This is a genomic window from Fundidesulfovibrio terrae, from assembly GCF_022808915.1.
GTDB lineage: Bacteria > Desulfobacterota > Desulfovibrionia > Desulfovibrionales > Desulfovibrionaceae > Fundidesulfovibrio > Fundidesulfovibrio terrae.
The window spans coordinates 585962-611870 of sequence record NZ_JAKZFS010000002.1 but is presented as its reverse complement, the minus strand read 5'-3'; the positions used below and the strand labels follow the sequence as shown (position 1 = coordinate 611870).

24 protein-coding genes are annotated in these 25909 nt (G+C 64.9%); 21 read left to right on the top strand and 3 right to left on the bottom strand.

Annotated features, from left to right (window positions below; all coding sequences use genetic code 11):
- Nucleotides 1–6 precede the first annotated feature (6 nt).
- The 7 genes from ML540_RS09895 (at nt 7) to ML540_RS09865 (ending at nt 7378) form a co-directional block, all read left to right on the top strand.
- A complete protein-coding gene (locus ML540_RS09895; protein WP_243360447.1) occupies nt 7–1131 on the top strand; it encodes a branched-chain amino acid ABC transporter permease in 1125 nt (374 codons plus the stop codon).
- A 2-nt stretch (nt 1132–1133) separates the two neighbouring features.
- Complete coding sequence (locus tag ML540_RS09890; RefSeq protein ID WP_243360445.1) at nt 1134–2150, top strand: branched-chain amino acid ABC transporter permease; 1017 nt, start codon at nt 1134–1136, stop codon at nt 2148–2150.
- Nucleotides 2151–2152: 2 nt separating this feature from the next.
- Nucleotides 2153–2920, top strand: a complete 768-nt coding sequence (locus ML540_RS09885; protein WP_243360443.1) for an ABC transporter ATP-binding protein — start codon at nt 2153–2155, stop codon at nt 2918–2920.
- Nucleotides 2917–3642 (top strand): ABC transporter ATP-binding protein, encoded by a 726-nt coding sequence (locus ML540_RS09880; protein WP_243360865.1) that lies wholly within the window; start codon nt 2917–2919, stop codon nt 3640–3642. The genes ML540_RS09885 and ML540_RS09880 overlap by 4 nt, the downstream gene beginning before the upstream one ends.
- Before the next feature lie 189 nt (nt 3643–3831).
- On the top strand, nt 3832–4410 hold the full coding sequence (gene thrB / locus ML540_RS09875) for a homoserine kinase (RefSeq protein ID WP_243360441.1): 579 nt from the start codon (nt 3832–3834) through the stop codon (nt 4408–4410).
- Between the two features lie 159 nt (nt 4411–4569).
- Nucleotides 4570–5409: a PDZ domain-containing protein gene (locus ML540_RS09870; protein ID WP_243360439.1), complete on the top strand. Its 840-nt coding sequence runs from the start codon at nt 4570–4572 to the stop codon at nt 5407–5409.
- 223 nt (nt 5410–5632) lie between these two features.
- Nucleotides 5633–7378: a serine hydrolase domain-containing protein gene (locus ML540_RS09865; RefSeq protein ID WP_243360437.1), complete on the top strand. Its 1746-nt coding sequence runs from the start codon at nt 5633–5635 to the stop codon at nt 7376–7378.
- A 23-nt stretch (nt 7379–7401) separates the two neighbouring features.
- On the opposite strand, the gene ML540_RS09860 is transcribed toward ML540_RS09865, so the two are convergent.
- On the bottom strand, nt 7402–8325 hold the full coding sequence (locus ML540_RS09860) for a LysR family transcriptional regulator (protein ID WP_243360435.1): 924 nt from the start codon (nt 8323–8325) through the stop codon (nt 7402–7404).
- Nucleotides 8326–8455: 130 nt separating this feature from the next.
- Between ML540_RS09860 and ML540_RS09855 the strand changes: the two genes are divergently transcribed.
- The 8 genes from ML540_RS09855 to ML540_RS09820 all read left to right on the top strand — a co-directional run bounded on the left by ML540_RS09855 (nt 8456) and on the right by ML540_RS09820 (nt 17881).
- Nucleotides 8456–8839: a carboxymuconolactone decarboxylase family protein gene (locus tag ML540_RS09855; protein ID WP_243360434.1), complete on the top strand. Its 384-nt coding sequence runs from the start codon at nt 8456–8458 to the stop codon at nt 8837–8839.
- A gap of 164 nt (nt 8840–9003) precedes the next feature.
- A complete protein-coding gene (locus ML540_RS09850) occupies nt 9004–9585 on the top strand; it encodes a hypothetical protein (protein ID WP_243360432.1) in 582 nt (193 codons plus the stop codon).
- A 119-nt stretch (nt 9586–9704) separates the two neighbouring features.
- Nucleotides 9705–11021 carry a DUF401 family protein gene (locus tag ML540_RS09845; protein ID WP_243360430.1) on the top strand — a complete coding sequence of 439 codons (1317 nt, stop codon included), beginning with the start codon at nt 9705–9707 and terminating at the stop codon, nt 11019–11021.
- Between the two features lie 103 nt (nt 11022–11124).
- On the top strand, nt 11125–12108 hold the full coding sequence (locus tag ML540_RS09840) for a D-alanyl-D-alanine carboxypeptidase family protein (protein ID WP_243360427.1): 984 nt from the start codon (nt 11125–11127) through the stop codon (nt 12106–12108).
- Nucleotides 12109–12531: 423 nt separating this feature from the next.
- Complete coding sequence (ald, locus tag ML540_RS09835) at nt 12532–13635, top strand: alanine dehydrogenase (protein ID WP_243360425.1); 1104 nt, start codon at nt 12532–12534, stop codon at nt 13633–13635.
- A gap of 222 nt (nt 13636–13857) precedes the next feature.
- A complete protein-coding gene (locus ML540_RS09830; RefSeq protein ID WP_243360422.1) occupies nt 13858–14088 on the top strand; it encodes a hypothetical protein in 231 nt (76 codons plus the stop codon).
- A 26-nt stretch (nt 14089–14114) separates the two neighbouring features.
- Complete coding sequence (gene fdnG / locus ML540_RS09825; RefSeq protein WP_243360419.1) at nt 14115–17141, top strand: formate dehydrogenase-N subunit alpha; 3027 nt, start codon at nt 14115–14117, stop codon at nt 17139–17141.
- Nucleotides 17142–17155: 14 nt separating this feature from the next.
- On the top strand, nt 17156–17881 hold the full coding sequence (locus tag ML540_RS09820) for a 4Fe-4S dicluster domain-containing protein (protein WP_243360417.1): 726 nt from the start codon (nt 17156–17158) through the stop codon (nt 17879–17881).
- A 240-nt stretch (nt 17882–18121) separates the two neighbouring features.
- Here ML540_RS09820 and ML540_RS09815 read toward each other — a convergent pair whose 3' ends face one another.
- Nucleotides 18122–19069: a hypothetical protein gene (locus tag ML540_RS09815; RefSeq protein WP_243360415.1), complete on the bottom strand. Its 948-nt coding sequence runs from the start codon at nt 19067–19069 to the stop codon at nt 18122–18124.
- Between the two features lie 245 nt (nt 19070–19314).
- Here ML540_RS09815 and ML540_RS09810 point away from each other — a divergent pair, with 245 nt between their 5' ends.
- The 6 genes from ML540_RS09810 (at nt 19315) to ML540_RS09785 (ending at nt 24976) form a co-directional block, all read left to right on the top strand.
- Nucleotides 19315–19911, top strand: coding sequence for a peroxiredoxin family protein (locus tag ML540_RS09810; protein ID WP_243360414.1), 597 nt, complete (start codon nt 19315–19317; stop codon nt 19909–19911).
- Nucleotide 19912: 1 nt separating this feature from the next.
- Nucleotides 19913–20500 carry a peroxiredoxin gene (locus ML540_RS09805; RefSeq protein WP_243360411.1) on the top strand — a complete coding sequence of 196 codons (588 nt, stop codon included), beginning with the start codon at nt 19913–19915 and terminating at the stop codon, nt 20498–20500.
- Nucleotides 20497–21726: an ABC transporter substrate-binding protein gene (locus tag ML540_RS09800; protein WP_243360409.1), complete on the top strand. Its 1230-nt coding sequence runs from the start codon at nt 20497–20499 to the stop codon at nt 21724–21726. The genes ML540_RS09805 and ML540_RS09800 overlap by 4 nt, the downstream gene beginning before the upstream one ends.
- A gap of 48 nt (nt 21727–21774) precedes the next feature.
- Nucleotides 21775–23736, top strand: a complete 1962-nt coding sequence (locus tag ML540_RS09795) for an ATP-binding protein (protein WP_243360406.1) — start codon at nt 21775–21777, stop codon at nt 23734–23736.
- 6 nt (nt 23737–23742) lie between these two features.
- Nucleotides 23743–24462, top strand: a complete 720-nt coding sequence (locus tag ML540_RS09790) for a response regulator (RefSeq protein ID WP_243360404.1) — start codon at nt 23743–23745, stop codon at nt 24460–24462.
- A 247-nt stretch (nt 24463–24709) separates the two neighbouring features.
- Complete coding sequence (locus ML540_RS09785) at nt 24710–24976, top strand: RNA recognition motif domain-containing protein (protein ID WP_243360402.1); 267 nt, start codon at nt 24710–24712, stop codon at nt 24974–24976.
- 93 nt (nt 24977–25069) lie between these two features.
- Here ML540_RS09785 and ML540_RS09780 read toward each other — a convergent pair whose 3' ends face one another.
- Nucleotides 25070–25894, bottom strand: coding sequence for a transposase (locus ML540_RS09780; protein ID WP_243360400.1), 825 nt, complete (start codon nt 25892–25894; stop codon nt 25070–25072).
- Between the last annotated feature and the right edge of the window lie 15 nt (nt 25895–25909).

Here is a 25909-nt window from a genome sequence, read left to right as displayed (position 1 = left end):
CAGGTCATGCTCGACACCGTCATCCAACAGGCGCTCAACGCCTTGCAGCTGGGAAGCTACTATTCCCTCATCGCCCTGGGCTACTGCCTGGTCTACGGCGTGCTGCTGCTCATCAACTTCGCCCACGGCGACATCTTCATGGTGGGGGCCTACATCGCCTTCTTCGCCGCCACATTCTTCATGGGCCAGCATGCGCTGATCCCCCCGGCCTCGCCCATCTCGGTGAAGCTGGTCTTCGCGGGGTTCTTCGCGCTGATCCTGACCGCCGCGCTCTCCTTCGCCATCAAGAAGAAGCCGCAGGCGGCGGGCCAGAAGAGTTACAGCTACCCGGCCACCCTGGCGGGCATCTTCATCGCCTTCACCGCCATCGTCTACGTCTGGGGACAGGACATCAAGCTCGATACCGGAGCCGACAAGCTCATGGTGTTCGCGGCCACCCTGCCCCTGACCATGGTGCTGACCTCGGTGGTGGGCGTGTTCATCGAGCGCGTGGCCTACAAGCCGCTGCGCCTCAAGGGTGCCAACCGCCTCTACGTGGTCATCACCGCGCTCATGATGGGCATCATCCTTGAGTACGGCAACCTCTCGCTCCTGGGCGCCAACAGGCTGTCCTTCCCTACGCTTCTGCCGCGCGTCATCTTTGACGTGGGCGAAGCCAAGATTTCCATCACCAAGCTCTCGGCCATCCTAGCGAGCTTCCTGGTGTTTTCCCTGCTGCAGTGGATCGTCACCCGCACCAAGCTGGGCATGGCCATGCGGGCCGTGTCCTACGACAAGTTCGCGGTGCCGCTCATGGGCATCCCGCTGGACGCGGTCATCGTGTTCACCTTCTTCCTGGGCTCCTCCATGGCCGGGCTGGCGGGCCTCCTCTACGCCATGAACTTCCCGGTGCTGGACCCCTTCATGGGCGCGCTGGTGGGCTGGAAAGCCTTCGTGGCCGCGGTGGTGGGCGGCATCGGCGACATCCGGGGGGCCTTCGTCGGCGGCTTCCTGCTGGCCTTCCTGGAGGTCATCGTGGCGGCGGTGTTCAGCTCCGAACTGCGCGACCTGATCAGCTTCACGATCCTGCTGGGCATCCTCACCTGGAAGCCCACCGGGCTCTTCGGCAAACCCAAAACCACGAAGATATAGCCATGGGAAACCGCATTACCGTACCTACGGCGCTTTGCGCCCTGCTCCTTCTCATGGTTGGCATGACCCAGGTCGGACTGCTCGGCCAGTACGGGGTTTCCTTCCTGTGCACCATGGGCATCTTCATCATCCTGTCCGCCAGCCTGAACCTGGTCAACGGCTACATGGGCGAGTTCTCCTGCGGCCACGCGGGATTCATGGCCGTGGGAGCCTACGCCTCGTCCATCGCGGGCGTGTTCCTCTTCGTGCCCGACAAGGTGTTCGGCCAGCCCTGGCTGCCCGTGAGCCTGGCCCCCTGGGCCTTCCCGCTCATCCTGGCCGTGGGTTTCGCGGCGGCGGCCATTGCCGGCCTGGTGGTGGCCATCCCCTCGTTCAAGACTCGCGGCGACTACCTGGCGGTCATCACCCTGGCGGCCGCCTACATCATCAAGAGCGCCATCGAGAACGTGGAGGCCGTGGGCGGCCCGCGCGGGTTCTCGGGCATGGGCAAGATCGTGCAGGGCATGGACGCCGTGGCGGGCATCCCCTGGATGCTCTTCTGGATATTCCTGGGCGTCGTGTTCGCCGTCTGGTTGTTGCGGCGCTTCGTGTACTCCACTTACGGCAAGGGCGTCATGGCCATCCACCAGGACGAAGTCGCCGCCGAGATCATGAGCGTGAACACCAACAAGATGAAGCTCATCGCCTTCATGCTCTCCTCGGGCCTAGCGGGCCTGGCGGGCGGGCTGTACGCCTACCAGATCAGCTTCGTGAACCCGGCCTCGTTCACCATCCTGCGCTCCACGGAATGCCTGGTAATGGTGTACCTTGGCGGCATGGGGTCGCTGACCGGCTCGGTGCTCTCGGCCATCGTGTTCGCCATCATGCTGGAGTTCCTGAAGCCCCTTGAACAGCTCAAATGGGTGGCCATTCCGCTGCTGCTCATCCTGCTCATGCAGTTCAGGCCCGAGGGCATCATGGGCAACCGCGAGCTCTCGGACGTGTTCCCCAAACTCAAGCGCTTCTACAGGTTCAAATAGCCATGGCCCTGCTCGAAATCAAAGATCTCACCCAGCGTTTCGGCGGGCTCATCGCGGTCAACGACTTCGAGGTCAGCCTCGAAGGCCGCGAGCTCAACGCCCTCATCGGCCCCAACGGAGCGGGCAAGACCACGGTGTTCAACCTGGTCAGCGGCTTCTACCAGCCCAGCTCCGGCTCCATCACCATAAACGGCGTGAACACCAAGGGCATGAAGCCCCACCAGGTGACCGCCCTGGGCGTGGCCCGCACCTTCCAGAACATCCGGCTCTGGAACGACATGACCGTGCTCGACAACATCCGGGTCAGCCAGCACTACCGCCTGGGCTACTCCCTGATGGACTCGCTCCTGCGCACGCGCCGTTACGCCGACCGCGAGCGGGACATCGAGCACACGGCCATGGAACTCCTGGAGTTCATGGGCATGAAGGACTTGGCCAACGAGTTCCCGCCCAACCTCTCCTACGGCATCCAGCGCAAGGTGGAGATCGCGCGCGCCCTGTCCACCAAGCCCAAGCTGCTGCTGCTGGACGAGCCCGCGGCGGGCCTGCCCTCCACCGACGTGGTGGAGCTCATCAAGCTCATCGCCTGGATCCACAAGGAGTTCGACCTGGCCATCTGGATGATCGAACACCAGATGACCGTGGTCATGAGCCTGTGCCAGTGGATCAAGGTCATCGATTTCGGCGCCACCATCGCCGAAGGCAACCCCGAGGACATCCGCAACAACCCCACCGTCATCAAGGCGTACCTGGGAGACGAGGCCATCTGATGCTTTCCGTCAGCAATCTCAAGGTCAAATACGGCAACATCGAGGCCCTGCACGGCGTATCCTTCACCGTGAACAAGGGTGAGATCGTCACCCTCATCGGGGCCAACGGCGCGGGCAAGACCACCACGCTACTCAGCATCGCCCGCCTGGGGCCCCCCGAAGGCCCCAAGGTGATCCAGGGCGACATCACCTTCGACGGCAAGAGCCTTCTCTCCGTGCCCGCGCACCAGGTGGTGGCCGACCTGCACATGGTGCTTGTGCCCGAGGGGCGACACATCTTCGGCAACCTCACGGTCATGGACAACCTGACACTGGCCACCTATGCCCGGCAGGACAAGGACAAGCTCCCCAAGGACCTGGACTTCGTCTTCGAGCTGTTCCCCCGCCTGGGAGAGCGCCGCAAGCAGCGCGCCGAATCGCTCTCGGGCGGCGAGCAGCAGATGCTGGCCGTGAGCCGCGCGCTCATGAGCGGCGCGGAGTTCATCCTGCTGGACGAACCCAGCATGGGCCTGGCCCCGCTTCTCATGTACGACATGTTCCGCACGCTCAAGAAGCTCAACCAGCAGGGCATGACCATCCTCTTGGTCGAACAGAACGCCCGCCTGGCGCTGGACTTCGCGCACCGGGGCTACGTGCTGGACACGGGGCGCATCGTGGCGGAAGGACCCTGCGACGAACTGCGCGACAACCCGGAAGTGAAGAAGGCCTACCTGGGCGGCTAGCGCCCGGGGCGCTGTTTGCCCGGAGCACCGGCCTGGGTGTCGGCGCGAGCACTGGCCGGGGCATCCTCCTGTTGCGCTCGGCCGGGACATCCGCCATTATGGCGTCATGACTTCAGGACCCGTGCGGGCAGGCATGTCCGCGCGGGCCTCACCCGACAACCGCACCGGGCGCGGCCCATCCGGCGAAACATGAAGAACCAGGAACCACGCAGCGCAGCCACCGCGTCCTTCGCCCCCATGGGGCGCATCACGGACGAACAGTGCGTCAGCCTCATCGGCATCGCCGGGGCGGGCAAGTCCACCCTGGGCAAGGCCCTGGCGGAGCGCCTGGGCTGGGCGCACCTGGACACCGACCGGCTCATCGAGGCCACCTGGGGCCAGCCTTTGCAGTCCATCATGGACGAACGGGGCCTCAAGGGCTTCCTGGCCGTGGAGGAAGCCGTGGTGTCCACGCTTGGGGTCAAGCGCACGGTTGTCTCCACGGGCGGCAGCGTGGTGTACAGCAGGGCGTGCGTGGAGCGGCTCAAGTCGCTTGGGCCGGTCATCCACTTGCGCATCGAGCTGGACACCTTCCTGGACCGCGTGCAGGGCGCCACGGGACGGGCCTTCGTGCGCCCGGACGGGCGCAGCCTGGCCGACGTGTACGCCGAGCGAGAGCCGCTGTACCTGGAAGCCTGCGATTTCCACGTCTCCACCGACGCGGCAGGCCTTGACGAGTGCGTGGAGACGTGCGCCGGAAAGCTTGCGGAGATGCTGCGCCCGGACTAGGTTAGCCTGCCCGCCTCCTCCTGCCTGGATATACCCTTTCCGGAATCTACGGCTTCGCGCCCACCTCCCCCACCAGCATCGGAAGAAATATTGACAAAGACAACCAGAAGAGCGTAATCATTTCGGAACTTTAACTGTAAAATCGCAGAAGGCCCGACAATGAATAAACTCTCCTGGCTGTTTTTGCTGCCCTGCCTTCTTTTTACCGCCTGCAACCCCTACCAGTACCACTACAAACCAGTCGAAAACGGTACGGCCGGGGTGGATTATGACCTTTGCGACACCGCCAAGATTGAACAAATTGGCAAAACGCAGGATCTCCAGGCGGAAATGTTCAAGAAAGGCTATATGCTGATCGGTTATTCAGCCTTCAACATCGACCAGGCTCCTATGTTCTACCTTGAAAACCAAGCCAAGCAAGTCAAAGCGTGCTTGGCGCTGGTGCAGAAACAGTACACCCACACCGAAAACGGCTACATCCCTATTACGGACTACCATCAGGGACAACAGTTTACCCTGAATACGACTGGATCTGCCACGGGAAATTCTACGTATTACAACAAAAACAATACCCAGATTGGAAGCAGAAATTCTACCTACGGGTACAACAGCACGACAACGGTCCAAACCCCCGACTATACGACGACGACCTTGATGCCGTACCAACAACGGATGCATGATTTCATAGCCTCGTTCTGGGCCAGGATGAGGCCCTCCCGGATCGGAATACTTCCGAGCAAGATCCCTGACGAGACCAAGCTCAAGCTCAACATCGAAAAAGGTGTCCTGGTCCGGGCCGTGCGTGACGGGTCAGCCGCCGAAACCGCCGGATTCATCGCCGGGGACATCATCGTCGGCTATAATGACGGCCCCTTCGTTTCCGACGACGACCTGGCCAGTTACCTCAAGAACAACATGGACCAGACGCTCAGTTTCACCGTGCGCAGGTTGGACAAGGAGCTGAAGAAGTCCCTGACGCCGGCACCGGCTGGGCAATAGCCTCCCCTCCTCCAGGACACGAAACGCCCGGCTGCGCAACGGCCGGGCGTTTTTGTTTTCCGCGCCCCCCGATTGGTGTATGATGCGCGCACCCGGGCCGTTCTCGCAGTGCGTGGCGCCTCTCCGGGCTGCCCCACAGGCGCGAAGGGAGGGCGTGCAGAGCGCGCTGGGCGAGGGCCAGGACGACCCGAGATAACCCTTTGGCCGCCGGAGGCTTCTTCCCATGCGAACCGTCATCCTCGCCCTGGCCGTCGTTTTCCTGACGGCGTCCCTCTGCCCGGCGGCCACGCCCTCTCCCGACGCATACTCCGCCATGAAGACCCAGCTTCCCACATACATCCGCAAGGAAATGTCGCTCAACTCGGTCAAGGGCCTGTCCATCGCCGTGGTGGACGGCCAGCGGGTGGTCTGGTCGCAGGGATTCGGCTACGCCGACGAGGCCGCGAAGGTCCCGGCCGGTCCGGACACGGTCTACCGCGCCGGGTCCATCTCCAAGGTGGTCACGTCGATGCATGTCCTGCAACTGGTCCAGGCCGGGCGCCTGGGGCTGGACGACGACGTGCGCGCGCACGTGCCTGAATTCTCCATCCGCAACAGGTTCGCGGACACGCCCCCCATCACGCCGCGCATGATCATGAGCCACCATTCCGGGCTGCCCACGGACGTGGTGGCCGGCATGTGGGCCGAGCACCCCATGACCCTCGCCGCGTACATCCCGACGCTTGCGCGAGAGTCCATGGCCAGCCCCCCGGCTACCGAGTGGCGCTACTCCAACGTGGCCTTCAGCCTGCTCGGGCGCATGATCGAGAACATCGAAGGCCGCGATTTCGCCGAGGCCATGCGCCTGGGACTCCTCGAGCCGCTTGGCATGCGCGACTCCAGCTACGTGCTGACCGCGCCCCTGGCCCGGCGCTTCTCCACGGGCTACCGGGGGGGCAAGCCCGCCCCGAGCCCCACCCTGCGCGACCAGCCCACGGGCTCGCTCTACTGCACCGTGGAGGACCTTTCCCGATTCATATCCGCCGTGCTCGCGGACGGCGCGGGGGTGATCCCCCCGGATGGCCTGCGCGAAGCCCTGCACGCCCCGTTCGAGGGCCTGCCGCTGGACTTCGGCCACCGCCAGGGCCTGGGTTGGATGCTCTCGGGCCTCACCCTTGCCGACGGACGCCCCGTGGCCTGGCACGGCGGCACGGCCATCCCTTTCCAGGCTTTCCTGGCCGTTGAGCCCGACCTGAAGCTCGGGGTGGCCATCTTGGCAAACTCCGAGGAAGCCTCCCGCTTCGCGTCCACCCTGGCCGTCAAGGCCCTGGACATGGCCATGGAGGCGAAGACCGGACAGGGCGCGCCGTTCAAGCCCAGGCCCAAGGCGCCCAAGGCGGCGGACGTACCCCGGGAGGAACTGGCCGGATACGCCGGAAACTACGCCACGCTGGCGGGGCAGCTGGGCTCCGTATGGCTGGACGGCGGCGACCTCAAGATGTGGCTGTGGGACCGCACCGTGGACCTTCTGCCTTTGGGCAACGGGAAGTTCCTTCCCCGCCAGGAGGCCCTGTTCGGGCTGGCCACGCGGGCCATGCCGGAACTGTCCTTCGAATACCGGACGGTGGACGGGCGCGAGGCCCTGGTCCTCTTCGGCCATCCCATGCCTCTCCCCTTCGAGAAGATTCCCCACCGGACGGTGCCGGAGGCATGGCTTCGCAGGCTCGGCGCGTACTCCACGGACGCCCCCGGCGAGGGCATCTGCTACAAGGGCATCGAACTGGCCCTGAAGGACGGCCTGCTGACGGCGGCCATCACCGTATCCACGGGAGTCGAGGGAGCCCCCACGGCCAAGGCCGTCTTCCCCCTGGTCCCCGTGTCGGACGACGAGGCCGTGATCGGCGGCATGGGCACGGGGACCGGCGCCGTGGTGCGCGCCGAAGGGGGCGGTCTTTACCACTCCGGCTACGATTTCAGGCCTGTGCGGTAGCTGCTGCTTCGCGGAAGGGGGCCTCAATCCCAGGCGTCGGGCAGGTTCCTGACCGCCAGGGGCGCGAAGAACTCCCGCGCGGCCTCCATGAAGGCCCCTGCTGCCGGGGAGAGCCAGCGGTCCTCGTGGCGCGTGAGCACCACCTTGGCCGTGAGCGGCTCCCCGGCCCAATCCAGGAGCACCAACCCGCCCCGCTCCACTTCGTCACGCACGCTGAAGGCCGGGACCACCGACACCCCGAGCCCGGCCATGACGCAACGCTTGACGATCTCGACGCTGGAGCATTCCACCAGCCCGCCGAGCCCCACGCGGGCCTCGAGCAGGGCCTCCTCGATGAGCCTGCGGGCGCTCCAGACGTAGCGGGTCAGGAACAGGGCCGAACCGGCCAGGTCCGACGGAGACACGCTGGCGCGGCCGGCGAAGCGCGACCCGGGCGGGGCGATCACCGCCAGTTTCTCCCGGCCGAGGACCTCCACGCGCAAGCTCGCGGACACGAAGGGCTCCCCCACCAGCAGGGCCAGGTCTGTTGCGCCGTGGCGCAGGTCGTGGGCCAGGTCCCGGCGCGAGACCGTGCTCAGGGAGAGGCGGACCTCGGGGAAGCGTTCGCGGAACCGCGGCAGCAGGCTTGGCAGGCAGTGGATGCCCAGGCTCTCGGAGATACGCACGGAGAGTTCGCCCACGCCCGCTCCCGAGCGGGAGAGGAGTCCGCGCGTCTCGGCCTCCAGGTCCACCATGCGCCGGGCGTGGTGCAGCAGGCGCTGCCCCAGTTCGGTCAGAAGCACCGAACGCCCCACCCGGTCGAAAACCGGCGCGCCCAGTTCGTCCTCCAGCGCCTTGATCTGGACCGTCACGGTGGAGGGGGCCAGGTGCAGGGACTCGGCGGCCTTGCGGAAGGAGCATCCGGCGGCCACGGCCAGGAAGGTCTTGAGCAGGCGCACTTCGAGCATGGTTTTGTTTTCCTGAACGAACGGTTCACGTTTAATCGCTTGTTCGCAAGCATGCCAGAGGATATCTCTCCCATCAAGCACCGGATGCTTGCGTCTTTCATTCGAATTTTCCGAACGACCGGAGACGGCCATGAACGACACCCTTCGCCAGCTCACCATGCAACGCAAGAAAGCCCACAAAACGCTCACGGACCTGAAATCGCCCGTGTACGACGCGTTCCTGGACATGGAGCGGGCCGCCTACGCCGACGGACACCTGCCGAAGATGTCCAAGGAGCTCATCGCCGTGGGCATATCGGTGGTGATCGACTGCCGCTCCTGCATGCAGTGGCACATCGAGCAGGCCAAGGCCGCGGGCGCGGGCCTGCGCCAGGTGCTCGAAGCGGTGGAAGTGGGCATCGAAATGGGAGGCGGCCCGGCCACGGTGTCGGCCCGGTTCGCCCTGGAGGTGATGGAGGAGGTCTTCGGCACGGACGCCCTGCGCGAGGCCGCCCGGGATTCCTCGATGCCTTAGCGTTTGAGTTCGCTCACGACTTGCAGTAGTGGGAGCCTCTCGCGCCATCTCGCATCCCCCGTCAAGCTTGGCGGGCTCGAAAGCGAAGCGGCGTAAAAGTTTTTGAGAGAGTCCAGAGAGAACTTTTTTCAAAAAGTTCTCTCTGGCCGCCGGAGGCATCTTCCATGAAATTCGTGAGCAAGCGCACCCTGAGCCGCCGCCTGGCCGCCCTCTACGCCAAGATGGGCAAGGCGTTCGACAAGGCCGCGCCCGAGGGCTTCACCTGCGAGGGCTGTCAGCAGAACTGCTGCGTGAGCTACTTCCAGCACCACACCCACATCGAGTGGTATTACCTGTGGGAAGGACTCAAGGCCCTGCCCGAAGCCAAGCAGGCCGAGTACCTGGCGCGGGCGCGGGAGAACGTGGACCGCACCCGCGAGGCGTTGGCGCGCGGCGAGGTGCCCAAGGTGATGTGCCCGGTGAACGAGGACGGCAAGTGCGGCCTCTACGAGCACCGCATGATGATCTGCCGCATGTACGGCGTGCCCAACGTCCTGCTCGGCCGGTCGGGGCTCAGGCAGTTTCCCGGGTGCCCCGTGTGCATGGAGAAGGTGGAGGGCCGCGAGCACGACCGGGTGGATCGCACCCCGCTCTACCGCGAGCTCGTCGAACTGGAGATGGACTTTCTCGGCAGCAGGCGCAACCAGGTGCCGCGCGTGGACCTGACCCTCTCCGAAATGATCGTGGCCGGACCGCCCAAGCCGTAGCGCGAGGGGATCGACGGGGGAAGAGAGCCTCCGGCGGCCAAAGGGACGAGTCCCTTTGGAATCCCCCATCGCTTCGCGTCCGAGGGCGGACGCGAAGCTGAGGGAGGCGGACGACGAGTATGATCTGGGAAGGCGTTTGGGCGCTGTGCAAGGTTCTGGCCGTGTTCGGCTGCATGCTCACGGGCATGCGCCTGAAGTTCGGCATCGGCCCGTCCATCCTGGCGGGCGGGTTCATCCTGGCGCTTCTGTTCGGCATGGGGCCTTCGGCGTGGCTCAAGGCGGCGGCCTCCTCGGCCATCACATGGGACTGCCTGTCCCTGGCCATGATCGTGGTGCTCATCCTCATGCTCTCCCACGTGCTGGAGCGCACGGGGCAGTCGATCCGCCTCATGGAAGCCCTGGCGGGATTCCTGCCCAGCCGAAGGCTCCGGCTCATCTTCTTTCCCGTGCTCATCGGGCTTCTGCCCATGCCAGGCGGAGCGGCCTTTTCCGCGCCCATGGTGCGCCAGACCGGCGAGCCCCTGGGGCTCACCGACCCCGAACTGGCCCTGGTGAACTACTGGTTCCGCCACGTGTGGGAGCTGGCATGGCCCCTCTATCCCGGCATCATCATGACCGCCGGGCTCCTGGGGCTGCCGCTGTCCACGGTGGTGGCCCACACCGGGCTGGCAGCGGTGTTCTTCGCATTTCTGGGGTGGATGTTCATCCTGCGCCCGCTGGGCCCCAGGCTCAAGGCCCTGGAGGAACTCCCCGCCGCAGGCCCCTCTGCGGGCGCCGGCTCCGCACCGGTGCAGCCTCCCCGCGACATCCGGCTGGCGCTTCGCCTGGGGTTGCCTCTGATCATCGCCATCGCCGGGTCCTTCGGGCTGGAGACGGCCATCGAATCCTCCTTTCCGGGCGTATCCTTCGAGCTGGGCATCATGGGGGCGCTGACGGCGGCCATCATCTGCGTGTTCGTCCAGAACAGGGCGGACCGCTCCTTCCTGTGGCAAAGCCTCATGCAGAAGGAGCTGCGCCAGACGCTCTTCCTGGTGGGGGCCATCTTCGCCTTCAACGCGGTGATGGAGCAGGCGGGCGTGGTGCGGGAGATGGTCAAGCTCGGCGGCGAGGCGGCCCTGGTGTGCGCGGCGGTGTTCGTGCCCGCGCTGGTGGGCATGGTGGCCGGTGTCACCATGGCCTTCGTGGGCGCGTCGTTTCCGCTGATGCTTGGGCTTCTGGACCAGCTGGGGCTGCAACACCAGGCCACGGCCTGGGCCGTGCTTGCGCTGGTGTCCGGGTTCGCAGGGGTCATGGCCTCGCCCCTGCACATCTGCTTCGTGATGTGCTGCCAGTACTTCAGCGTGGAGATGACACGCTTCTGGCGGGTGGTGCTGCCGCCGTGCGCGCTCATGCTGATGTTCGGCTTCGGATGGTTTTTCGTGCTCCGGGGATTCTGATCCTCGTTGACCTTGAGTCCTGTTCCCCGTAAGAGAACGCCGCATGAGGGCTGTCTTTGTTTGGCGTTTGGCTGGCGCGCGACTCTTATGCTTCGCGCTGTGCATGTTGCTTTTGATGTCGTGGCAGTCCGGGACCGTGCACGCGGCCTCGGAACAGGGCCATAAAAAGGCGCATGTTTCATCCAACACCTCGAAATCAAAGCATGGCGAGAAAAAGAAACGCCATGGACGCTCCTCGCGCCGTAAGGCGGCCGTTCCGGATGACGCCAGCGGACTGCACCTCAACGTCAAATCCGCCTTCCTGATAAACGCCAGCACCGGCAAAGTGTACTTCTCCCAGGACCCCGACGAGCGAATCCCCCCCGCCTCCATCACCAAGATTCTGACCCTCTTCCTGGTGCGCGACGCACTGGCCCAGGGCAAGATCAAGGAAACGACGCCCATCCCGGTGAGCGCCCTGGCCATCCGCACCGGCGGCTCCACCATGAGCCTGTACAAGGGAGAGAAGGTGCCCTTGTCGGAAATCATCAAGGGCATAAGCGTGGTATCGGCCAACAATGCCTGCGTGGCCGTGGCCGAATACCTGGGCAAGGGCGACTCGCGGCGCTTCGTGGGCATGATGAACGCCAAGGCCAAGAACCTGGGCATGAGCCGCAGCGTCTTCCGAAACCCCAACGGACTGCCCGCCACCGGGCAGGTGTCCACGGCCCGGGACATCGCCAAGCTTTCCGCCAGCTACCTGAAACGCTACCCGGAATCGTTGGCCATCCACTCCATGACCTCGCACACCTACCACGGCGTGGCCCACCACAACGCCAACTCGCTGCTCGGCCGCTACGAAGGCGCGGACGGCCTCAAGACAGGCTTCGTCTGCGCCTCGGGGTACAACATCACCGCCACGGCCAAGCGCGGCAACACCCGGCTCATCGCCGTGCTCATGGGCGCGCGCAACCCCATCATCCGCGAGGTGGAAGCCTCGCGCCTGCTGGACTTCGGCTTCGCCCAGGCAGCCAACGAGCCCGCCCCCGCGCCCAAGGAGCCGCATCCCTCGGGCAAGCGTTCCAAGAAAGCCAGAAGCTCGTCCTGACGGCCTCGCAGTCCGGAGTTTCCCGCCCGCGCCTTCTTGTCTTCCGCTCCGGCGCCCCCCATATCCCGATCCTCGCGCTGATTTCCCGGCGCCTCTCCCAGATGCAGGTGCCGCCGTCGCACGGCCGCCTCCCGCATCGTCACCGCACACGCGTCTTCCGTGACCAGGCAATTTCGGGAGCCGCCTCTTTCATTTTTCCCGAAACTCTGTAGGCTTTTCCCAAACCATTGCGGATCGGCCATTCCTGTCGTCTTTCGTCGCCTCGACCATCCGGGTTTTGTTTCACAGATATTGACATCTTCGTCACATTGAGCGATTTGCTTTTCCTGTTGACGGCGCATGGTTTTCGCTATGCAAGTTCGTCGTTCCGCTCATAGGAACAATAGGCCCTCCCGGTTCCACCCTCAACAAGGAAAGACCATCATGATCATCGGCATTCCCAAAGAGATAAAACCCCAGGAGAACCGGGTGGCCATGACCCCCGGCGGAGTCGCCTCCCTCGTGCGCGCCGGACACACTGTTCTGGTGGAAGACGGCGCGGGCGTGGGCTCGGGCCTGACCAACGACGAATACGCCAAGGCCGGAGCCCAGCTCGTCTCCGCGGACAAGGCCTGGGGCGCCAAGATGGTCATCAAGGTCAAGGAGCCCATCCCCTCCGAGTACCAGTACCTGCGCCCCGACCTGCTGCTCTTCACCTACCTGCACCTGGCCGCCGCCGAGGAGCTCACCCGGGCCCTGCTGGCCTCCAAGTGCACCGGCATCGCCTACGAGACCGTGCAACTGCCCGACGGCAGCCTGCCCCTTCTGACCCCCATGTCCGAGGTGGCCGGCCGCATGGCCACCCAGGTGGGCGCGCACTACCTGGAGAAGTACCAGGGCGGTCGCGGCGTGCTGCTGGGCGGCGTGCCCGGCGTGGCCCCCGGCAACGTGGTGGTCCTGGGCGGCGGCGTGGTGGGCACCAACGCAGCCAAGATGGCCCTGGGCCTGGGCGCCAACGTGACCCTGCTGGACGTCTCCCACAAGCGCCTGCAGTACCTGGACGATGTGTTCGGCGGCCGCCTGACCACCATCACCTCCACCGAGCCCAACATCTGGGAAGCCGTGGCCAAGGCCGACCTGGTCGTGGGCGGCGTGCTCATCGTGGGCGCCAAGGCCCCCAAGCTGGTGACCCGCGAGATGCTCAAGGTGATGAAGGAAGGCTCCGTGATCGTGGACGTCTCCGTGGACCAGGGCGGCTGCGTGGAGACCATCAAGCCCACCACCCACAAGGACCCCACCTACATCATCGACGGAGTGGTGCACTACGGCGTGGCCAACATGCCAGGCGCCGTGCCCCGCACCTCCACCTTCGCCCTGACCAACCAGACCCTGCCATACGCCATGAAGCTGGCCGCCAAGGGCCTGGACGCTCTCAAGGACGACAAGAGCCTGATGCTCGGCCTGAACACCCACAACGGCCTGCTCACCTGCAAGGCCGTGGGCGACGCCTTCAACATCGCCTGCGTGGACGCCGCCGACGCCTTCTAGGCCGCCGGGAGATCCAATAATGACCAAGCCCCCTCGCGACACTGCCGCGAGGGGGCTTTTCGCTTTTCAGCGCCGCGCGCCGAAGTGGGCCCGACCCGCGGCCCCGGTCATTCCTCCCGGACCGCAAACTGTTTTCGAGCACATCCTCGTCGCCCCCAGTGTCAGATCGAAAGCAAGGCCCCATCCTTTGACGCTGGCGAAGCGCCACGCTAGAGGCGCACCATGAACGAAAGTGGAATGGACCGTCGCGGCACGACCATGGATGCAAGACGGCTCCCGGCCTTCTGCGGGCTGGGGCTGTGCGTGGACGCCGCCCTGTTCCGGGCCGTGCGACTGGAGAGAAGCCTGACGAGGCATGCTCCGGACGCGCGGCTTCGGCCTGTTCCCGCTCCCCAAAGACCCTGGGGGATCGAGCTCCTGGTAACACTTGGCCGCCAGACACGGGCCGGCTGAGGCAACCTCTTCTCAGGAGGACACGTATGTCATTGGAAAGGCGAGACTTTCTCAAACTGACCGCTGCCACGGCGGTGGTCACGGCCTTCGGGGGCCTGGGCCTGGACCTGACCACGGTCCACGCAGCCGCCGAACTGGCCAAGCTCAAGGGCTGCAAGCAGACCACCTCGGTGTGCTGCTATTGCTCCGTGGGCTGCGGCCTCATCGTCTCCACTGCGCAGGAAGGCAAGGGCCGCGCCGTGAACGTGGAAGGCGATCCGGACCATCCCATCAACGAGGGCTCCTTGTGCCCCAAGGGCGCGTCCATCTGGCAGCTGGGCGAGAACGACAAGCGCATCACCAAGGTGCTCTACCGCGCCCCCAACTCCGACAAGTGGCAGGTCAAGACCTACGAATGGGCTCTTGAGCAGATCGCCCAGCGGGTCAAGAAGGTGCGCGACGCCGCCTTCCAGACCAAGAACGCCAAAGGCCAGGAAGTCAACCGCCTGGAAGCCATCGCCTCCGTGGGATCGGCCGCCATGGACAACGAGGAGTGCTGGATCTACCAGTCCATGCTCCGAGCCTTGGGCCTCACATACATCGAACATCAGGCCCGTATCTGACACAGCGCAACTGTAGCGGCTCTGGCAGAGTCGTTCGGACGCGGCGCGATGACCAATCACTGGATCGACATCAAGAACAGTGATGCAGTTTTAGTAATCGGCTCCAACCCTGCCGAAAACCACCCCATTTCCTTCAAGTGGATCATGCGGGCCAAGGACGCGGGCGGCAAGCTCATCTGCGTCGACCCCCGCTTCACCAAGACCGCCAACAAGGCAGACCTCTACGCCCCCATCCGTTCGGGCTCGGACATCGGCTTCTTCGGCGGCTTCATCAACTACATCCTGGCCAACGACATGACCTTCAAGGACTACGTGGCCAACTACACCAACGCCGCCTTCATCGTGGGCGAGAAGTACGACTTCAAGGACGGCATGTTCTCCGGCTTCAGCGCCGAGAAGAAAGCCTACGACAAGTCCGCCTGGTCCTTCGCCAAGGACGAGAACGGCCTGGTGAAGAAAGACCCCACCCTCCAGGACCCGCGCTGCGTGTACCAGCTCATGAAGAAGCACTACGAGCGCTACACCCTGGACGCGGTTTCCAAGATCACGGGCTGCCCCGTGGCCAAGCTCGAGGAAGTCTACAAGATGTACGGCGCCACCGGCGCGCCTGACAAGACCGGCACAGTGCTCTACGCCATGGGCCAGACCCAGCACACCGTGGGCGTGCAGAACATCCGCGCCATGTCCATCGTGCAGCTGCTGCTGGGCAACATCGGCGTGGCCGGCGGCGGCATCAACGCCCTTCGCGGCGAGGCCAACGTGCAGGGCTCCACGGACCAGGGCCTCCTGTTCCACATCCTGCCCGGCTACATCCCCGCTCCCACGGCGTCCATGACCGACCTCAAGATCTTCAACGAGAAGAACACCCCGGTCACCAAGGACCCCAAGAGCGCCAACTGGTGGGGCAACCGGCCCAAGTACATGGCCAGCTTCCTCAAGTCCATGTACCCCGACGTCGACCTGGAGACCGCCTACAAGTGGCTGCCCAAGCTCGACGACGGCAGGGACTACTCCTGGCTGACTCTGTTCGACGACATGTACAAGGGCGCCTTCAAGGGCTTCTTCGCCTGGGGCCAGAACCCGGCGGCCTCCACGGCCAACTGCAACAAGGTCCGCCAGGCCATGGCCAAGCTGGACTGGATGGTCACGGTGAACATCTTCGACACCGAGACCGCCTCCTTCTGGAAGGGCCCGGGCATGGACCCCAAGAAGATCAAGACCGAGGTCTTCTTCCTGCCCTGCTGCGTGTCCATCGAGAAGGAAGGCTCCATCTCCAACTCGGGCCGCTGGATGCAGTGGCGCTACCCCGGCCCCGCGCCGCTTGGCGGCACCAAGCCCGACGGCGACCTGATCTATGAGCTCTTCGAGAAGATCAAGGGGCTCTACGAGAAGGACAAGAAGGGCGTCTTCCCCGAGCCCATCAAGAAGCTGAAGTGGGACTTCGCCACCAACCACGCCTTCGACCCGCACAAGGTGGCCAAGCTCATCAACGGGTACTTCCTCAAGGAAAAGACCATCGGCGACAAGACCTACAAGGCCGGCGACCCGGTGCCCGCCTTCGGCCTGCTGCAGGACGACGGCTCCACCTGCTCGGGAACGTGGATCTACTGCGGTTCCTACACCGACAAGAACATGGCCGCCCGCCGCGACAAGACCCAGACCCCCATGCAGGAGAAGATCGGACTCTTCCCCGGCTGGACCTGGTGCTGGCCGGTCAACCGCCGCATCATCTACAACCGCGCCTCCGTGGACCCGCAGGGCAAGCCCTACCAGCCCACCAAGCCGGTCATCGAGTGGACCGACGGCAAGTGGGTGGGCGACGTGCCCGACGGCCCGTGGCCGCCGATGGCCGACGACAAGGGCAAGAACCCCTTCATCATGACCACCGAGGGCTTCGGCCAGATCTTCGGCCCCGGCCGAAACGACGGCCCCCTGCCCGAGTACTACGAGCCCCTGGAGTGCCCGATCCCCGAGCATCCGTTCTCCAAGGTGCTGCACAACCCCACGGCCCTGGTGTTCCAGGGACCGACCGAAACCCGCGCCGTGTGCGACCCGCGCTTCCCGTTCGTGTGCTCCACCTACCGGGTCACCGAACACTGGCAGACCGGCGTCATGACCCGCTGGACCCCCTGGCTGCTCGAATGCGAGCCTCAGATGTTCGTGGAGATGAGCCCCGAACTGGCCAAGCTGCGCGGCATAAACGGCGGCGACAAGTGCACCGTGGAGAGCGCGCGCGGCTCCCTGTGGGCCATCGCCATCGTCACCGAGCGCCTGAAGCCCATGCAGGTCATGGGTCAGACCGTGCACATGGTGGGCATCCCCTGGCACTACGGATGGGTGTTCCCCAAGGACGGCGGCGACTCCGCCAACCTGCTCACCCCGTCCGTGGGCGACCCCAACACGGGCATCCCTGAAACCAAGGCCTTCATGGTCAACGTGAAAAAGGCCTAGGGAGGTAAACGAACATGCCAGGCAAGACCTTCTTCGTGGACCTCGCCAGGTGCACCGCCTGCCGCGGCTGCCAGATCGCGTGCAAGCAGTGGAAACAGCTCCCCGCGGAGCAGACCAAGAACACGGGTTCCCACCAGAACCCGCCGGACATGTCCTTCGTGACCCTCAAGGTGGTGCGCATGAAGGAAGTGGGGGAAGGCGGCGACCTCAAGCTGCTCTTCCTGCCCGACCAGTGCCGCCACTGCGTGGACCCGCCGTGCAAGGACGCGGGCGACGGGGTCATCAAGGACGCCATCACCCAGGACAAGGAGACCGGCGCGGTGGTCTTCACCGAGAAGACCAAGGGGCTGCCCTTCGACGTCATCAAGGGCGCTTGCCCCTACGACATCCCCAGGCAGGATCCCAAGACCAAGGTCATGAGCAAGTGCGACATGTGCAACGACCGCGTGCATGCCGGACTTCTGCCCGCCTGCGTCAAGACCTGCCCCACCGGAGCCATGAACTTCGGGGAGCGCGACGAGATGCTGGCCATGGCCAAAAAGCGCTTCGAGGAACTCAAGAAAACCAATCCCAAGGCGGTTCTCGTGGACTATGAGCAGGTGCGGGTCGTCTTCCTGACGGAACAGGCCCCCAGCCTCTACCACAAGACCCTCATGTCGGACGCGGGCGGAACGGACACGCTCACCCGCTTCGCCGCCCTGGACAAGCTGCTCGCTCCGTTGCGCCAAGCGCGGAGTTAGCGGGAAACCGGCAACATGCCCCGGCCGCCTCGGAGGCGGCCGGGGTTTCGACCCCCCATCGAAGGCTGGTCGGTTCCCTTTGATCAAGCGGCGGGCCGGTCATCCGGCCGTTTCCCGGCGGGACTGGACCTCCCGCGCCGGAAACGGCGGAACCGGTCCGCCGCTTACTTTTTTTCGTCTCCGAAGGCATGTCCCCCGGGCATGCCGGACCGGCACTACCGGAAGCGTTCCCGATGGGCTTTACGCGTTCCCGTCCTCCGGGCTAAACGGAGGCGTCTGCTTAATCTCTTCGGCGGTCCGCTCGGGCCCGGTTGCCGAGCGAAATTGTGGCGTCCTCACCTGTTTCAGCGCTTCGGCACTATCACGCTCGGGCCAGTCGGCGCTCAGCTTCTTGTAGAGCACCGCGCCCACGAAGGTGGAAAGCACGCCGGCAGCGATGTCGAGCGACTGGGCAAGCACCACGGCGGCGGGATGGCGCGTCCAGGAGACGTTCCACCCCAGGACAACCGCCAGCTGAATGGCCGTCCCGCACACGTAGGGAACGCACCACACCAGGGCCAATGTCTTGATGACGTTCCAGCGGGCGTAACCGGCATACCTGCTCAACCTCGAAAACGACGCCGGACCGTCGACGGACACCTCGGGGAATATAAGGACCCACTGTTCCGCGAACGTCATGAACGCCGCGTATGAACAGAGCAGACCGACAAGGCTGAACAGCAGATTCTCTTTCCCTTTCAAGTCCAGCACCCCGGCGAGCTTCGATTCAAGCAGGAAGCCAATCAGAGCTGGAATGATCACCATCAAAAGCGAGATGAAGCCCCATTTCATGCCCATGACGAATCCGTTGCCGATGTAGTTCCAGGTCCGTCCCGTGAAGATCTGCCGGACTATGCTGGCATCCGGGCTCGCCCCCAGGATGACGTGCCGGTAGACCCGGATGTTGAACACCGTCAGCAGCAACGCCTGGAGGATCAGGATGGCCCAAGCCCCAGCGGGCTCAGTCCAGTGCGTCTTACCCCATGCCCGCGCGTCCAGTGGAACGAACAGCGAGCCTATCCAGATGGCGATGGGGACTGCGGCCCACGCAAGATATGTTTTCCACTCAATGCGCGCCATCGAAATAGCCTCTGCAACCACGGCCAGAGGCTCTACCCGCACATTACCCGTGCAAAATTCGTCATTCATATTCCACACCCCGCGTTACAACATGCAATAATATCTCATTACCAAATATCATATCTACTTGTACATATGACAAGGCAAGCCTCCTTCGTCAAGCAAAACTTCACGTGCTCGCCGCTTTGTCCCGCACGCCGGACAGTCCGGGAGGTTTTCCCGGCGCCGTGCCGAAGCTTTAGGAAGCTCGAAAGAACTGGAATCCCGACGGACTTCACGGTACGAGAAACGATCACTCCAAGGCAGGTTCCACGATGAAAGCCCTCGCCCTTTCGCTGGTCCTCGCGCTGTCCGTTCTCGCGCATTCCCAGGCCCTGGCCGCCCAGGCGTCCGAATCACCCTTCATGAAGCCTCTTCCCGCGGGCCAGGCCTTCCCGGACCTGACTTTCCCGAGCCCGATTTCGGACAAGGAAGCCCAGGACCTCGGGGCCGGATCGGGTGGCAAGCCGGTGCGCCTGGCCGACGTCAAGGCGCAGGCGGTCATTTTCGTGGTCTATTCCATGTATTGCCCCTTCTGCCAGCGCGAAGCACCGGAGCTGAACAAGCTCCACGCCCTCATCAAGTCCCGGGGGCTTTCGGACAATCTCAAACTGGTGGGCATGGGGGCGGGCAACTCGCCCTTCGAGGTGAACGTGTTCCGAGAGAAGTTCTCCACGCCCTTCACCCTGCTGTCGGACCAGGATTTCAACGCCTACAAGGCGCTGGGGCAGGTGGGCACGCCCTACTTTTACGTCCTGAAGCGCCAAGGGAACGGCTTCGTCATCGCGGACGGCCAGCTCGGCTGCATGACCTCGGCCGAGGCGTTCCTGGACGGAGTGGTGGAAAAAACCGGTCTGCCCAAGGGGAAATGACATGGCCGCGAAACTGCTCTCCGCTCTTGCGCTGGCCCTTTTGCTGCCGGTCTTCGCTCTGGCCCAGGGGTCCATCCCCCAGCAGCTCATCTGGCAGCCCGGAGCCCTCAAGCCCACGGACAGCACGCTCAAGGTGGCCGTGGGCGACAAGGCTCCGGACTTCGACCTGCCGGGCATCGACGGCAAGCGCGTGCGCCTGTCGGACTACCTGGGCAAAAAGAATGTGGTGCTCTCCTTCGTCCCGGCGGCCTGGACCCCGGTGTGCTCCGGACAGTGGCCGGGCTACAATCTGGCCCGCGACGTCTTCGATGGCCGGGACGCGCAACTCATCGGCGTCTCCTGCGACAACCTGCCCTCCCTGAACGCCTGGGTCGTGGAGATGGGCGGGGTGTGGTTCCCGGTGGCCTCGGACTTCTGGCCCCACGGCGGCCTGGCTTCCAAGCTCGGCATCCTGCGGCCCGATGGCGTCTCCGAACGGGCGCTCTTCGTGATCGATAAGAAGGGGATCATCCGCTACATCGACGTCCACGACATCAACACGCGCCCCGACCTTGGCCAGCTGGCCAAGGCCCTGGACGCACTGAAATGATCCAGACCGCCTGGGCCGCCAGGATTGTCTGCTCCGTCCTGCTGGCCGCCCTTGCGGCATGCGGCTCCCCCGCCCCGCCACCCCAGCAGACCGGGCGTATGGGCGTGTCGCAGACCGAGGTGCGCATCGGGGCCAGCCTGCCGCTCACGGGGCACGCCGCCTACCTGGGCCAGGAGACCCTGCGCGGAGCCCTGGCCTACCTGAGCCACGTCAACGCCCAGGGCGGCGTCCACGGACGCAAGGTGGAGCTTGTTGCCCGGGACGACGGTTACGACCCGCCCCGCTGCGTGGACAACACCCAGCGCCTCATCGTGGAGGATGAGGTGTTCGCCCTGTCCTGCTACGTGGGCACGCCCACCACCACCAAGATTCTGCCCATGCTGGTGGATGCCAGGATTCCCCTGGTGGGGGCCTTCACCGGGGCCTACGACCTGCGTGAGCCCTTCCAGCGCTACGTGATAAACGTGCGCCCCTCCTACTACCAGGAGACCTCGGCGGCGGTGAAGCACCTGGTGGAGGACCTGGGAATCGGAAGCATCGGGGTGTTCTACCAGTTCGACGCCTACGGCTTCGACGGCCTCAAGGGCACGGAACTGGCCCTGCGCGGCTACAACCTCGCCCCGGTGGCCCGTGGGTCCTACGCGCGCGGCACCCTGGAAGTGGAGGAAGGCCTGGCCAAGCTCCTGGACAGCGACGCCCAGGCCGTGGTCATCATCGGCACGTCCGCGCCCTCTGCCAAGTTCATCCGCATGGCCATGGAGAAGAAGCCCGACCTGATCTTTTACGCCGTGTCCTTCGTGGGCGCGGAAGAGATCGCCAAGGCCCTCGGCCCGGACGAGAAGGCCCGGGTGATCATCTCCCAGGTGATGCCGCCCCCGGACATGCCCGAATCCCGGGCTCTCCTGTGGGGCGTGAGCGAATACGAGGAGCTCTCGCGCAAGTACTTCCCAGGCCACCCGGTCACGGCGGTGGGCCTGGAGGGTTTCGTCAACGCCAAGGTGTTGGTGGAGGGACTCAGGCGCGCCGGGCCGGACCTTGACCGGGAGCGCTTCATCGACGCCGTGGAAACCATCAGGGATTACTCCCTGGGCCTGGGCAACACCCTGGCCTACGCCCCCGGCGACCACCAAGGCCTGGAACGGGTCTATTTCACCCGCCTGGAGAAGGGACGCTTCGTGCTGGTCACGGACTGGTCGAGGCCCTTCGCCCCACGCGACTGCCAATGACCTCCCCCAACCGGGCCACCCCGCCGCGAAGGCCGGACTGAAGCCGCCATGCTGGACCGTTTCCGCAAGCTGAGCCTGCGCAACAAGATGTTCCTGTCCACGGTGGGCGTGGTGTTGCTCATAAGCGGGGCCATCGCGCTCCTGGCCCGGGGCATCCTGGTGAGCAGCCTGTCGCGCGAACTGGAGATGCGCGGCATGGCCATCGCCCAGTCCATCGCCGAGCGCGGCGGCGGCTTCATCCTGGACAAGGACCGGGCCGGCCTCGTGTCGCTTCTTTTCGATACGGCCCAGTTGGGCGAGCGAAAAGCGCTCGTGGCCTACATCTTCCTCACCGACAACGAAAACAAGCTCCTGGCCCACACCTTCATCCGCCCGTTCCCCCAGGAGCTGCTCGACTGGAACACACCGGCGGACAGCCAGGAGATCCTCTACCGTCCGGTCAGTTTCGAGGGCAGCGACGCCGTGGACATTTCCGTACCCGTCCAGGAGGGCATATATACCCTGGGCCGGGTGCACGTGGGCCTGCGCCAGAGCCACATCGACAACCTTGTCGGCAAGCTGCGCCTGACATTCCTGGGATTCATCTCGCTGGTGGTGGTCATCATCTTTTTGATCGTGCTCATCCTGTCGGGCTACGTGGCCACGCCGCTCACCCGGCTCACCCGCGCGGCCGAGTCCATCAGCCGGGGCAGGCTCGACCAGCCCCTGGACCTGGGCGGCCCGCCATGGAATCCGGGAGAATGCCCGGCCTACAACGACAACGACCTGCCCTGCTGGCACCTGGACGAACTGGCGCGCGGCGAAAAGCGCCGCCCCGGCAACTGCGATCCCTGCAAGTTCTATCGCGAGCGCCCCGGCGACGAGGTGGTGCAGCTGGCCGACGCCTTCGCCAACATGGTCTGGTCCATCAGGCTCTACCGTCACCGCCTGCGCGAATCCGAGGAGCGCTACCGCCCGCTCTTCGACGCCAACCCCGACCCCTTCCTGGTGCTGAACGCCTCCTCCATGCGCTTCCTGGACGCCAACCCCCGCGCCCAGGAGCTCTACGGCTACTCCAAGGAGGAGTTCTCGGTCATGACCATCTCCGACATCGAGCCCGCCGACAGCCAGGCCGGCGTGCAGCGCTTCCTGAGCGACGTGAACTCCGAGGCCCACGTGCTCTACACCAACGTCAAGCACACCGTGCGCGGCGGTCGCTCCATCTTCGTCAACATCCACGCCACCAAGACCCACTACCGCGGCAAGGAGGTGGTCATCTTCTCCGCCGCCGACGTCACCGGGCTGGTGGAGAAGGACGCCCAGCTCATCCAGGCCAGCAAGATGAAGACCCTGGGCGAAATGAGCGCCGGCATGGCCCACGAACTCAACCAGCCCCTCAACGCCATCATGCTCGGCAGCGACTTCCTGAAGCTGGCCGCCGACAACGGCATCGACATCCCCAGGGACCGCTTCCGGCAGGTGGCCGACGAGATCTGCGCCCAGGTGGAACGCGCGGCGGGCATCATCACCCACCTGCGCGAGTTCGGCCGCAAGTCGGACCTCATTCCCGACGAGGTGGACATCAACGTGCCCATCCGGGGGGTGTTCGCCATCATAGGCAAGCAGCTGGCCCTGCAGAACATCGAGGTGGAACTGGAGCTGGGCGAGGGGCTGTCCCCGGTGCTGGCCCACTCCAACCGCCTGGAGCAGGTCTTTTTCAACCTTGTGGTCAATGCCCGTGATGCCATACAATCCGGACCGCGCGGGGGCGGCGAGATCACCATCCGGTCGTGGGCGGAAGACGGGACGGTGGCCGTGAGCGTTTCCGACACCGGCGGCGGCATCGCACCCGAGGACCTGCGCAAGATATTCGAGCCTTTTTTCACCACCAAGCGGGCGGGCGAGGGAATGGGCTTGGGCCTGGCCATCTCCTACGGCATCGTCAAGGATTACGGGGGAGACATCCAGGTGGGCAGCGAGCCCGGCGAGGGCACCACCTTCAAGCTTTTGTTTCCGCCCGCGCACTCGTGAGGCATTATGACGGATGTCCTGGTCATCGATGACGAGCGGCCCACCCTGGCCATGTTCGAACTGTTGCTGCAGGCCATGGGCTACAAGCCCAAGGCCGCCGATTCCGGCGAGCGCGGCCTGGAACTCTTCGAGCAGGGTGATTTCCCCATCGTGCTCACGGACATCAAGATGCGCGGCCTGGGCGGCATGGAGGTGCTCTCGCGCATCAAGGCCAGCCGCCCCGAGACCGAAGTGATCGTCATCACCGGACACGGCGACGTGGAGCTGGCCCTGGCCGCGCTCAACCTCAAGGCCGCCGACTTCATCGACAAGCCGATCTCCCAGGAGGCCTTGGCCAGCGCCCTGCGCCGAGCCGAAGGACGCATCAGCCGCCGGGCGGACTCCAAGCCCGTCACCGTGCTGCGCGACGCCGACGGCGTCACGGTGCTGGACATCGCTGGCAACCTCTCGACCGACCTGGACCAGTTGGCCGAGGACATCGACGCCGCGCGCCCGCAGGCCGGGCTTCTGATCACCGTGTCGGAATGCGCCTCCATCAACGGAGCGGGCATCGAGGGCCTTTCTCGGATCATCAAGGAGCAGACGGCCAGGGGCGGGGCCTCGGCCATCGCCTGCAAGCCGGAGAACTTCCGCAGGGTTTTCGAGGCGGCCGGGCTCACCGCCCTGGCCTCCCTGCACGAGAGCGAAGAGGACGGACTCAAGTTCCTGCTGGCCAAAAAGGCTTGACGAAATCGTGAAAGCGCTTGTTTCGCCAAATTTTTTTTGTTGACGCTCCTTCCAAATCCAGCTACCGCCGCCTGTAATCAGTTCATGTTTCCAGGCCGTATGCTATGCGGGGGGGACAGGCCAGGAAACCGGTTTTATTCACAAGGCGCGCGTCCCGTGAACCACGGACGCGGGCCTGAGCTGGATGAAACGGCTGGGCAGGGTGCCCGGTCGATTACGGTAACCTCTTGCAGGAGCATTTGTGAGTATGTTGACGAACATTTACGTCGGGAATCTACCTTTCAGCGCCACCGATGAACAGGTGCGCCAGATGTTCGAGGCCTACGGCCAGGTCAACTCCGTGAAGCTCATCAATGACCGTGAAACCGGCCGTCCCCGCGGCTTTGGCTTCGTGGAGATGGAAGAGGCAGGCGCCAAGGAGGCCATTCAGGCCTTGAACGGCGCGGACTGCGGCGGCCGTACCATGAAGGTGAACGAAGCCCGCCCCCGCGAACGCCGCCCCGCCCGCTGGTAGTTCCCGGCGTTCCAACGTTTCAGGCGACGGCCCCCTTCCCTCCCGGGAAGGCGGGCCGTTTTTTTTCGTTGCGAGCCACCGCGTCCGGACGCGCTAGGACCGGCAGCAGGCCTCGCCGTTTTGCGGCATGAACCCCAGGCCCACCCGGGCGAGAAGGCCGGCAAGGTCCTGCCCGCGATGGTTCCAGCGGTATTCCAGCTCTTTCAGGTACAAGGGGAACTTCTCGGCCGACACGCCCTGGAGCCGCTCCAGGCGGGATTTCAAGTAGGGCCAGAACCCGCCGTCCTCGTCCAGGGGAAGCGCCGAATCCCGGGCCTTGAGCGCGGGCGTCAGCCACTGCGGGCCGCCGCAGCTCACAAGCCCCAGATACCCCCGGATGGGGCCGGTATACACCACCGAACCCACCCGCGAGGTCTTCAGGCGGAAGTGCATTTTGAAGATCGTCAGGTCCGCGGCGTCCACGTCGGGCACAAGGTCCACGAATACCCAGTCCCCGCGCGCCATGATGCCGAACACCGGCGGCCTGGCTCCGGCGGCCTGGTCCTTGAGGGCCTGCCTGATCTGCCCGGCGTCGATGGCCCGGCACACGATGGCCTGGCGCAGGGCGTCGTAGGCCTTGTAGACGGTGTTGTAGGCCACGCCCATGGCCTGGGCGCACTCCTTGACCGCGATCTCGTCCGCGAACAGCCGGATGAGCCTGAGCCACTGGGCGCAGCCAAGCCCGCCCACGCCCATGAAGCGCCCGGTCAACTCATGGAAGGTGTAGCCGCACGCCTTGCAGCGCATGCGCCCCGATCCCAGGCGGTAGACCTTCTCGCCCCGGCAGCGCGGACACCCGTCGCCCCCTATGTCCCGGCACAGGGAGGCGATCTGCTCTCTGGCCTGCGATTCTTCGGCATCGGTGATCGGGGCGTCCATAGGCCGCCAGAGTGC